Below are 10,191 nucleotides of genomic sequence, written 5' to 3'. Positions count from 1 at the left end.
GACCAGCGCGCGGCCCGCATACGGGCGACGCTGCGGGCCCGGCGGCCGGCGCCCTCGTCGCGGGCCAGCAGCAGGGCGGCCACCGCGGCCAGCTCCTCCCTCGTCGGGTTTCCACGGATGACCTTGATCAGCGCGGGCCCCAGCGGGCCGTCCAGAGGTGTCCCCGCGGCGCCCGTCATACCGGCGGGTTCCCGTGCTTGCGTACCGGCAGGGAGGCGTGCTTCTCGCGAAGCATCGCCAGGGAACTGATGAGGATCCCGCGCGTTCGGGACGGGTCGATGACGTCGTCCACCAGGCCCCGCTCCGCCGCGTAGTAGGGATGCATCAACTCCGCCTGGTACTCCTTGACCAGCTGTCCTCGCACGGCGGCCGGATCGTCCGCCGCCGCGATCTGACGGCGGAACACCACATTGGCCGCGCCCTCGGCCCCCATGACGGCGATCTCGTTGGACGGCCAGGCGTACGAGAGGTCGGCGCCGATGGACCGGGAGTCCATCACGATGTACGCCCCGCCGTATGCCTTGCGCAGGATGACCTGGATACGGGGCACGGTCGCGTTGCAGTACGCGTACAGCAGCTTGGCCCCGTGCCGGATCAGCCCGCCGTGCTCCTGCCCGACACCGGGCAGGAAGCCGGGCACGTCCACGAGGGTCACCAGCGGGATATTGAACGCGTCGCAGAACTGGACGAACCGCGCGGCCTTCTCCGAGGAGTGGATGTCGAGCACCCCGGCCATGGACTGCGGCTGGTTGGCGACGATGCCGACCACCTGTCCGTCCAGACGGGCCAGCGTGCAGATCACGCTGACGGCCCAACGCTCGTGGATCTCGATGTGCTCGCCGTCGTCGACGATCTCCTCGATCGCCTCGCGCATGTCGTACGGGCGGTTGCCCTCGGTGGGCACCAGGTCGTAGAGCGCTTCGCACCGGCGGTCGGCCGGGTCGGAAGCGGGGACGGCCGGCGGGACCTGCCGGTTGTTGTCGGGCAGCAGCGACAACAGGAAGCGGACATCGGCGAGGCAACTGTGCTCGTCGTCGTAGGCGAAGTGCGCCACGCCCGACACCTCGGCGTGCACATCGGCACCGCCGAGGCCGTTCTGGGTGATCTCCTCGCCGGTGACCGCCTTCACGACGTCCGGTCCGGTGACGAACATCTGCGACGTCTCCCGGACCATGAACACGAAGTCCGTCAGCGCCGGGGAGTAGGCCGCGCCGCCCGCGCACGGGCCGAGCATCACGCTGATCTGCGGGATCACACCGGACGCCCGGGTGTTGCGCTCGAAGATGCCACCGTACCCGGCCAGCGCCGAGACACCCTCCTGGATACGGGCGCCCGCACCGTCGTTCAGGCTGACCAGCGGGGCTCCCGCGGCCAGCGCCATGTCCATGATCTTGTGGATCTTCGTGGCGTGGGCCTCGCCCAGCGCACCGCCGAAGATGCGGAAGTCATGGGCGTACACGAAGACCGTCCGCCCGTGCACCGTTCCCCAGCCGGTCACCACGCCATCGGTGTACGGCCGTTTGTGCTCCAGACCGAAACCGGTGGCCCGATGCCTCCGCAGCGGCTCGACCTCGTTGAACGAGCCCTCGTCGAGGAGCAGCTCGATGCGTTCGCGCACCGTCAGCTTGCCCTTGGCGTGCTGTTGTCCGGTGCCCTGGGCGTTGCCCTCAAGCACCTCCGCGCGTATCGCCAGCAACTCGGCCGTGCGCTCCCGCATGGTCCCGCCGTTCATCCTCATGAGCTTCCCCCGTCACTTGTGGCCGAAGGCCGTTCGCCTGTGCTCCGCGGCTGGATCGGACCCGTCAGGAGGCCCCCCGCCGGCCAGAGGCTCCTGACCGGTTCCCGGGGAAGTGGTCCGACTGCCGGACAAGGGCTCCGGACCCGGCTCGTGAAGCCGGCTCCGGAGCTCATCCACTCATGCCGCGCAGACACCCTTCATGCTGTCGATGAGGGTCAGAACCGCCCGGGCGGAGGGCAGGATCATGCGGCCTTCCCGGGTGAGCCGTGCGCCCGTCGAATCCCGGGTGAACAGCTTGGAACCCAACATCTGCTCAAGACACTTGATCTGGTAGCTGATGGCGGGCTGCGAATAGCCCAGCTCCTTCGCAGCTTGATCCATGCGGCCGAATTCAGCCACGGACACGAAAGCGCGGAACTCACGCTCGTGCATACCGCCCCCTGTTCTACCAGCGTGCCGCGAGCGGCCTCACTGGACTCCGGCGCCGACGCACCGGCTCTCCATACCTTCCAGTCCATATCAAGGCATGTGAAGTACAGGGGCAATGGACGAGGCAGGAAGCTGCAAGACGCGTGCCTCACGGGCGCGCGGCCCGGGCGGGAATGGCGGGATGCGGCGATTCGTGGGCCAGGTTGGTGACGGCGTGGGCCACTGCCTTGAACCCATGGTGACCCGTCGCGTACGGGAACACGCGTCGTCGGCGCCGGACGGCCCTTCGTGCGGCCCCGGCAGGAGCCGAGGCGTGTCAGCCGGGCCGTCGCATCGCGGTGTACAGCGCCCGAAGCATCAGGATCGCGCTCACCGCGAGGCACTGGTATCCGAGCAGCGGGAACAGCCCCACCTGGTCGGCGACGCGTGGGCCGCGGCCGGTACCGAACACCACCAGGACCACCCCCATCAACCCGGTGCAGGCCGCCAGCAGAGCGACGGTCATCTGGTGGATCAGCCCGGAGACGAAGCGCTGTTCCCCCTCGTGGGCGAGGACCCTGACCCGGACCGCGAACCGTCCGTCCTCCAGCGACGCGCCGATGCGCTCGACGCGTCTGGGCAGCCGGCGCAGCATCGGAAGGATCGAATAGACCTCTTCGGCGGCGCCGTTCATCAGGGACGCGAAATCGGACGCGAAGTCGCTCTTCCCTTCCCGCCGCCACGCGCCCGCCCTGCGGAACCCCAACTGGTCGGCAAGGATCGCGGCGGCGAACGTCCGCCCCTCGTCCAGCATGTTGAAGCCGGGAGCGAGCTGACCCAGTGTGCCATCGATCGTGGCCAGGGCGCGGAAGACGGCGGCGACCTCGGGCGGCACCGACAGTCCGAACCGGGTGACGATCTGGAAGAGGGCGGTGAACATCTCCGTGTCGGGCTGGGCGCCGGCACCGAGGTGGTGCGCCATGAACTGCCCCAGCTCGCGCTCCAGCAGCAGGGAGTCGAGCATGAGATCTCCACCCGTGGCCCGGGTGCCCAGCATGGCGATCAGCGCGTCGTGCAGACCGGCCGAGTCCCCCCTGCCCACGGCCACCAGCAGCTCCTGGATGGCCAGGCGCACCGACGGCTCGATACGGCCCACCGATCCGAAGTCGAGCAGTGCGATCCGCCCGTCGTCGAGCAGCAGCAGATTGCCCGGGTGCGGGTCGGCGTGGAAAACGCCCACCCGCAGGATCTGATGCAGCATGGACGCGAAGGCGGTGCGGGCCAGTTCCTGACGGTCCAGGCCCTCGCGGTCGGCGAGAACGCCCGCACGGTCGAACGTCACCCCTCGCAGCCACTCCTGGACCAGGACCCTGGCCGTGGTGAACTCGCAGTACACCCGCGGAATGCGGACCGACGCGCCTTCCTCCAGGGCCCCGCAGGACTCGGCGATCGCGGCCGAGTTGCGGGCCTCGATACGGAAGTCCAGTTCCTCACGCAGTGACTTGGCGAAACCGTCGCCCAGATCCTTCATGCCCAGAGCCCGTGAGGCCCGGGCGCGCTGCTGGAGGCTGTGGGTGATGGCGAGGACGATGTCGAGATCACGCTCGACCGCTTCCCTGATGCCGGGGCGCTGCACCTTGACGATGACGACGGGGCCCCCGTGGAGTCTGGCGCGGTGCACCTGGGCGATGGACGCGGCCGCGAGCGGGACGTGCTCGATCCACTCGAAGACCTCTTCGACGGGCCGGCCCAGCTCCCGGTGGAGCACCGCCTCGACCTCCGGCCAGGGCGCGGCCGGCACGCTGCTCTGAAGACAGCTGAGTTCGGAGATGAAGTGCGGGGGGAGCACGTCGCGACGGGTGGAAAGGGCCTGACCCAGTTTGATCAGGGCGCCACCGCACTCCTCCAGCGCGAGCCGCAGGGATCGAGCCGTCCGCTCGCCGTATGCGCCGGGCCGCAGGGCGCGGTCCCAATTGCCCCGGCCGCGCAGCATTCCGCCGAGGCCGTGCCGCATGAAGATCCGGCTGATCTGCGAGTAGCGGCGCGTCCGGTTGAGCCGGCCCACCATGGCCCGCCAGATCTGCATGGACCGCGACCAGCTGCCGTAGGGAAGGAAGACCTCGGTGACGACCAGGGTGACCATCGCGGCAAGGACGGACAGCGCGATCTGTACGCTGTACAGCGCCTCGCTGCCTTGGTCGTTCCGCATCATCTGCTCGAGGACGGTCATCACGACGAGTCCCACCAGACCGGCGCAGAGAGCGCGCAGTGGGCCGACCCGTATGCCGAGAAGCCGCCGGGAGACCGCCGAGACTCCGAGCACGATGACCCCGAGCAGCGCCGCTGCCAACAGCAGGAGCAGCAGCCAGCGGGAGGTGTGTTCGAAGCTGAAGGCTGCCAGCACGGTCATGCGCACGTTCCCTCTATCGGTGACAGGAAGCGGCCGACCGGACGGAGTCAGCGGTCCTGGCGGTGGAGCACTCGGTGGGGCCGTCGAGGCCGGCCGAAGGCCTGCGGCCTTTCACCGGAGGTGTCCGGTGGCGGCCAGGGGAGAAAAGAGGGGTGGAGAGCCAGGCGGGGGCCACTTTCTCTCCACCCCTCCGTCATATCGCCGCCCTCGCGCGCGGCTCGATCAGCTGTGGCTGATGGCGTGCAGCACGTTGAGACGTGCGCCGCGCCGTGCGGGGGCGAGCGAAGCAATGATGCCGACGACCGCGGCGCCGATCAGGTAGGCCAGCATCTGCGACCAGGGGAGCGCCAGATGGCTGACGCCTTGATCCTCCAGGGCATGGGACATCGCGAGGCCCAGTACGCTGCCGACCACCAGACCGAGCACCGCGCCGAAGAGCGAGATCAGCATCGACTCGGTCATGATCATGCGCACGGTCTGTCCGCGGCCGAGGCCGATGGCGCGCAGCGCGCCCAACTCCGCGGTCCTCTCGAGGATGGACAGGGCAAGCGTGTTGATGATGCCGAGCACCGCGATGAGCATGGCCACACCCAGCAGCGCCTGCACGACGGTGACCTGAAGGGCGAAGGCACTGCTGAACTCGTCCCTCACCTCGGCCTTGGTCATGACCTTGGCCTCGGGGCTGCTGTCCTTGAGCAGCTCGTCGATCTGCGGCACCACCGCGGAAGTGGCGGTTCCGTCCTCCAGCTCGAAGAAGGCCTGCGACGGCAGTTTGCCGCTGAAGCCGGTCTGGGCGTCGTCCCAAGGCACCACGATGCTGTTGGTGAACGTGGAGTTCTCGAAGATGCCCGCGACCTGGTAGGTGCGAGGCTCCCCGCGTTGCAGCTGGACGGTGATCTTGTCGCCGACCTTGGCGCTGTGGGCCTTCGCGGAGGCCTCGTCCATGACTACGCTGCCGGCGGGCGGAGGGAGCAGCGATCCCTGCTTCGCGGTCACACCGAGGACGTCACGCGCCTTGTCCCAGTCCTGCCAGGAGGTGACCTTCTGGGCCTTCTCGTCCACCGTTCCCGAGTCGAGCATCGCGATCGCGACCTGCTTCACCCCTGGCACCCGAGCCGCCTGGGCGAGCGCGTCCGGGTCCATGGGCGCGCCTTGAGCCGAAGGGCCGTCGCCCTTGGCCACCAGGTCCGACTTGAGCGTCTGCTTGAACTCGTCGGTGACGCTGCTCTCGAACGATGCGGCGAGCGTACTGACCGCGGTGACCAGGGCGACACCGATCATGATGGCCGAGGCGGTGACTGCCGTACGGCGGGGGTTACGGGCCGCGTTGCGGCGACCGAGCTGCCCCGGAAGGGCCCGGGAGAACAGCACACCGATCGCCCACACCGCAGGCCGGCTCACCAGCGGCGCCAGCAGCGCGATGCCGACGAAGCTCAGCATCACCGCGGGCAGCATGGTGGACATTCCGCTGGACCCGACCAGAGCGATCGTCACCAGGACGACGCCGAGCGCGAGGAGTATCGCACCGATCCAGGTCTGCTTGCGTCCCTTGTGATCCGGGGTCGCGGCCGCCCGGATCACTGCGATGGGCGCCACCCGCGAGGCCCGCAGGGCCGGGAAGAGCGCGGCCAGCATGGTCACCACGATGCCCACCGCGAAGGAGGTGACCACCGCGCTCGCGGGCACCCCGAGAGAGGCGATCTCAAGGCCTTCGATCGAGCCGCCCGCGAGGCTGGATCCGAGCGCGCCCACTCCGACGCCGGCGGCCAGACCGAGCACGGAGGAGACCAGCCCGATCGCGAACGACTCCAGCAGCACCGAGTTGATCATCTGTCGCCGGCTGGCGCCCAGGGCCCGCAGCAGGGCCAGCTCCCGAAGCCGCTGGGCGATGATGATCGAAAAGGTATTGACGATCAGGAATACGCTGACGAACACCGCGATCCCGGCGAACCCGAGAAGCAACTGGCTGATCATGTCGAGCATGGCGCTCGACTTGTCGGACTCCTTCTTGGCGAACTCCTCACCGGTGGCGACCGTGTAGTCGTTTCCGAGCTCCTTGACCAGCGCGCCCTTGACAGAGGCGGCCGAAGCACCGGAGTCGGTGACGACGCCGATACCGGAGAACGCGCCGGGCTTCCCCAGCATGAGCTGCTGGGCGACCGGCTCGGTGAACGCCACCGTCTGCTCGCCGCCGATGGAGTCGCGGCCCTCGGAGTAGCCGAAGACGCCGACGACGGTGAAGGACTTCTTCGGCTCGGACGTCAGCACCTCGATGCGGTCGCCGGCCTTGAATCCGGCCTTCTCCGCCAGCGTGGCGTTGATGGCGACCTCTTCGGCGGCCCGTGGTCCGCGGCCGGAACGCAGGCTGAGCAGCTCGCTCTCACCACGCCAGCCCTCGCCGTACCGGGGGCCGCCGGTGCTCGGCACCAGCTTGCGGTCCTTGCCGAGGACGCGGGCTCCCTCGACCTTGACGATCCCGAGGGACTTGTCCACTCCGGAGGCCGCGGCCACCCGGTTCACGGCCGCCGCGTCCAGCGCCGGCACCACCGAGGCCGGCCCGCCGGTCTCGGCCTTGACCTTGGGCTTGAGCGAGACGTGGAGGTCGAGGTCCTCGTAGGCGCCGGTGAACTGGGCGTCGAAGGAACGGCCGAGCGTGTCCTTGATAACCATGGAACCGGACACGAACATCACGGCGAGGACGACGGCCAGACCCGACATCAGGAGCCGGAGCTTGCGGGAGAGAAGGCTCTTGAGGGTAGCTGTCAGCATCACGCCACCCGTGCCTGAGCGTCGATCTTACCCATCATGGCGAGGACGGCCTCTGCCGTCGGCTCGGTGATCTCGTCGACGATCTGGCCGTCGGCGAGGAAGATGACGCGGTCGGAATAGGCCGCCGCCACCGGATCGTGCGTGACCATGACAATCGTCTGCCCGAGTGAACGGGCTGAGTGCTGGAGGAACTTGAGAACCTCGGCACCCGAAGTGGAGTCCAGGTTACCGGTCGGCTCGTCGGCGAAGATGACATCCGGCTGAGCCATGAGCGCTCGAGCGCAGGCCACTCGCTGCTGCTGCCCGCCGGAGAGTTCGGTCGGACGATGACGCAGCCTCCCGGCCAGGCCCACGGTGTCGATGACCCGGTCGAACCAGTCCTTCGACGGCGTACCACCGGCGATCTTCAGCGGCAGGAGGATGTTCTCCTCCGCGGTGAGCGTCGGGATGAGGTTGAACTGCTGGAAGATAAATCCGATATGGCCCCGCCGAAGCTTGGTCAGTTCCTTGTCGGACATACCGTTGACCTGGGCGTCACCGACGTACACCTCTCCGGACGTCACATGGTCCAGACCTGCCAGGCAGTGCATGAGAGTCGACTTGCCCGATCCCGAGGGGCCCATGATCGCCGTGAACTCACCACCGAGGATTTCGACATTCACCCCGCGCAGAGCCGCTACCTGAGCCTCGCCCATGCCGTAGTGCTTCGTCACGTCCACCGCCCTGGCAGCAATCTGCTGCGGCTTCGAAACAGTCGCGGTCACACGACTCACACTCCTCAAGTAAGGTTCCATCTCAACGCTCAGCGGCACGCCTGAAAGGTGGGCTCGAAACGCCGCAGCCACCGACGGCACAGATTGTCCTACCGGCTGAGCGGAAACCACGAGTCCATATAGAACATTTGAAATCAGCCTGGCGCCGGCGTTCTGCCCCTCTCTCGGGGTCAGCCGATCCGGCCGGCGATGTCCTTGACCAGCTCGTCCTTCTCGGCAACCAGGTAGAAGTGCCCGCCCGGGAACACCCGCAGGCCAAAACCGCCGGGGCTCACTTGGGACCACTCCTGCATATCGGCCGCCTTGACCGTGTCCTGCTCCCCCACATATCCGAAGACAGGACATTGCACAGGAACAGGCTCAAGTGCCCGATAGGTACCGGCAATACGGAAGTCGGAGCGCAGGGCCGGGAGTACGAGTTCCCTGAGACCAGGATCGTCCAGCAAGGCCGAATCGGTGCCACCGAGTCGTCTCGCCTCGGCGATCAGTCCTTCGTCATCCCTGAGATGAATGGTCTTCGGAGTCGTGCGGTGCGGGGCTTCTCGGGCGGAGACGAGGAGACCGGCGATGCGGTCACCGTATTCGTTCTGCAGCCGGAGGGTGACCTCGTAGGCGAGCGAGGCCCCCATGCTGTGCCCGAAGAACACCACCGGAAGATCCAGGAACGGGATCAGTTCCTCGGCAATCGCGTCCGCCAGCGGCGCCATGCTGTCCAGGCAGGGTTCCGCGATCCGTTCCTGTCGCCCGGGATAGCACGCTGCCATCACCTCGATCCCGCCGCCGAACGCCTTCCCCCAGGAATGGAAGAAGCTGGCGGCGCCCCCCGCATGAGGCAGGCAGACGATCCTCATCCGTGCCGTCCCATCCGCCGGGTGTCGGCGGAACCACCTGGTCCTGGCACTACCGGTCACGGTCATGGGTTCCCCTCACTACTGAATCCCCGGAGCCTTCGGCGCACCCGCGGCCGGGGCGACCCGACGAGCCCGAGTCCGACGCGTGCTCATCCCAGACCACTGAGCTGTGCGGCGGCATGAAGCACGACTTTGCTGTAGCGGGGGCCCGGGTTGCTGGACAACTGCCCGAGCGGCCCGGACAGCGAGACCGCGGCGATCACGTTGTTCTCGACATCGCGGACCGGAGCCGACACCGAGATCATGCCCGGGCTCACCCCCTCCGCGCTCTGGGCCCACCCCTTGCGCCGCACATTGGCCAGGGTGGTCGCGCTGAACCTGGCGCCGCGCAGCGCCCGGCTCAGCCGATCGGCCCGCTCCCAGGCGAGCAGCACCTGGGAGACCGAGCCCGACTTCATGGGGAACGCCGTTCCGACGTAGGGAGAAGACTTCGGGTCCGTCCCGCTCTCCGCGGAGACCACGCAGGTCTGGAGTTCTCCTACACGCCGGTAGAGCCGGACACTCGCGCCGGTCAGATCCCGCGTCCGCACCAGGACCGGTTCGGCCCGCACCATCAACTGCCCCTGCCACGCCGTGCCCGCCAGTTCCCCCAGCCGCGACCCCAGCACGAATCGGCCGTGCCCATCGCGGCCGAGCAGGTGCAACCGCTCGAGTGCGAGTGCGAGCCGGTGCACCGTGGGGCGCTTGAGACCGGTCAACGCGACCAGTCCGGCCAGCGAGGTCGGGCCGGCGCCGACCACATCGAGCAGCAGCGACGCCTTGTCGAGAACGCCCACTCCACTCAGTCCGCGTTCCGGAGTCGAGGTGGTCATGAGAGCGGTATCCGCTCCATCCGTCCGGCCCCGGCCCTCTCCCGCAGCGGCTCGCCCGCCTTCCGACGCCGCGTTCCCCGACCGGGAGACACGAGGCCGATCGTTTCCAGGCTCACGGATCCACCTTTCAGAACGCCGGGCATCATGGCGCAGCTCGGAATTGAGCTCCCTGCTGGGGATGCACCATCGGAATGAGTGCTTTGACTCATGTCTAACCGGCTCGGCCGAATGCTGGCAACTCGCTTACAGCAAGATGCCAGTCGCCTTCGGAACCGAACCGTTATCGCGTTCGGGGCACCGCGCGCCCCCGGGCGCGACGCGACGCCCGCGTGCGGCTGCGGCCGGGGCTCTCCGCCGGGCCGCGTCCGAC

At 68.2% G+C, this 10,191-nt stretch carries 8 protein-coding genes; all 8 read right to left on the bottom strand.

What is annotated here, in order from left to right:
• Window positions 1-179 (bottom strand): acyl-CoA carboxylase epsilon subunit (locus CR470_RS31405; protein WP_306667823.1); only part of this gene is annotated, 179 nt, incomplete at its 3' end.
• On the bottom strand, window positions 176-1,732 hold the full coding sequence (locus CR470_RS31400) for an acyl-CoA carboxylase subunit beta (protein WP_257138978.1): 1,557 nt from the start codon (window positions 1,730-1,732) through the stop codon (window positions 176-178). The genes CR470_RS31400 and CR470_RS31405, both read right to left, overlap by 4 nt.
• Before the next feature lie 183 nt (window positions 1,733-1,915).
• Complete coding sequence (locus tag CR470_RS31395) at window positions 1,916-2,170, bottom strand: LysR family transcriptional regulator (protein ID WP_097870866.1); 255 nt, start codon at window positions 2,168-2,170, stop codon at window positions 1,916-1,918.
• Between the two features lie 313 nt (window positions 2,171-2,483).
• Window positions 2,484-4,556: an ABC1 kinase family protein gene (locus CR470_RS31390; protein ID WP_097870865.1), complete on the bottom strand. Its 2,073-nt coding sequence runs from the start codon at window positions 4,554-4,556 to the stop codon at window positions 2,484-2,486.
• Window positions 4,557-4,778: 222 nt separating this feature from the next.
• The gene (locus CR470_RS31385) at window positions 4,779-7,325 is read right to left on the bottom strand and encodes an ABC transporter permease (protein ID WP_097870864.1); all 2,547 of its coding nucleotides are present in this window, start codon (window positions 7,323-7,325) and stop codon (window positions 4,779-4,781) included.
• The gene (locus CR470_RS31380; protein WP_097870863.1) at window positions 7,325-8,119 is read right to left on the bottom strand and encodes an ABC transporter ATP-binding protein; all 795 of its coding nucleotides are present in this window, start codon (window positions 8,117-8,119) and stop codon (window positions 7,325-7,327) included. Before CR470_RS31380 ends, CR470_RS31385 begins: the two co-directional genes overlap by 1 nt.
• Window positions 8,120-8,268: 149 nt before the next feature.
• Window positions 8,269-8,949: a thioesterase II family protein gene (locus CR470_RS31375; protein ID WP_257138977.1), complete on the bottom strand. Its 681-nt coding sequence runs from the start codon at window positions 8,947-8,949 to the stop codon at window positions 8,269-8,271.
• Window positions 8,950-9,098: 149 nt separating this feature from the next.
• Window positions 9,099-9,821, bottom strand: a complete 723-nt coding sequence (locus CR470_RS31370) for an IclR family transcriptional regulator (protein ID WP_097870861.1) — start codon at window positions 9,819-9,821, stop codon at window positions 9,099-9,101.
• Between the last annotated feature and the right edge of the window lie 370 nt (window positions 9,822-10,191).

Origin of the sequence: Streptomyces sp. rh34, assembly GCF_002551245.1 — a bacterium.
In the GTDB taxonomy this organism is placed as follows: domain Bacteria; phylum Actinomycetota; class Actinomycetes; order Streptomycetales; family Streptomycetaceae; genus Streptomyces.
This window is presented reverse-complemented; position numbering and strand designations above follow the sequence as displayed.

Coding starts and splice junctions, on each gene's coding strand:
- CR470_RS31395 (WP_097870866.1), bottom strand. CDS start 2,170: ATGCACGAGCGTGAGTTCCGCGCTTTCGTGTCCGTGGCTGAATTCGGC.
- CR470_RS31380 (WP_097870863.1), bottom strand. CDS start 8,119: ATGGAACCTTACTTGAGGAGTGTGAGTCGTGTGACCGCGACTGTTTCG.
- CR470_RS31390 (WP_097870865.1), bottom strand. CDS start 4,556: ATGACCGTGCTGGCAGCCTTCAGCTTCGAACACACCTCCCGCTGGCTG.
- CR470_RS31385 (WP_097870864.1), bottom strand. CDS start 7,325: ATGCTGACAGCTACCCTCAAGAGCCTTCTCTCCCGCAAGCTCCGGCTC.
- CR470_RS31400 (WP_257138978.1), bottom strand. CDS start 1,732: ATGAACGGCGGGACCATGCGGGAGCGCACGGCCGAGTTGCTGGCGATA.
- CR470_RS31375 (WP_257138977.1), bottom strand. CDS start 8,949: ATGAGGATCGTCTGCCTGCCTCATGCGGGGGGCGCCGCCAGCTTCTTC.
- CR470_RS31370 (WP_097870861.1), bottom strand. CDS start 9,821: ATGACCACCTCGACTCCGGAACGCGGACTGAGTGGAGTGGGCGTTCTC.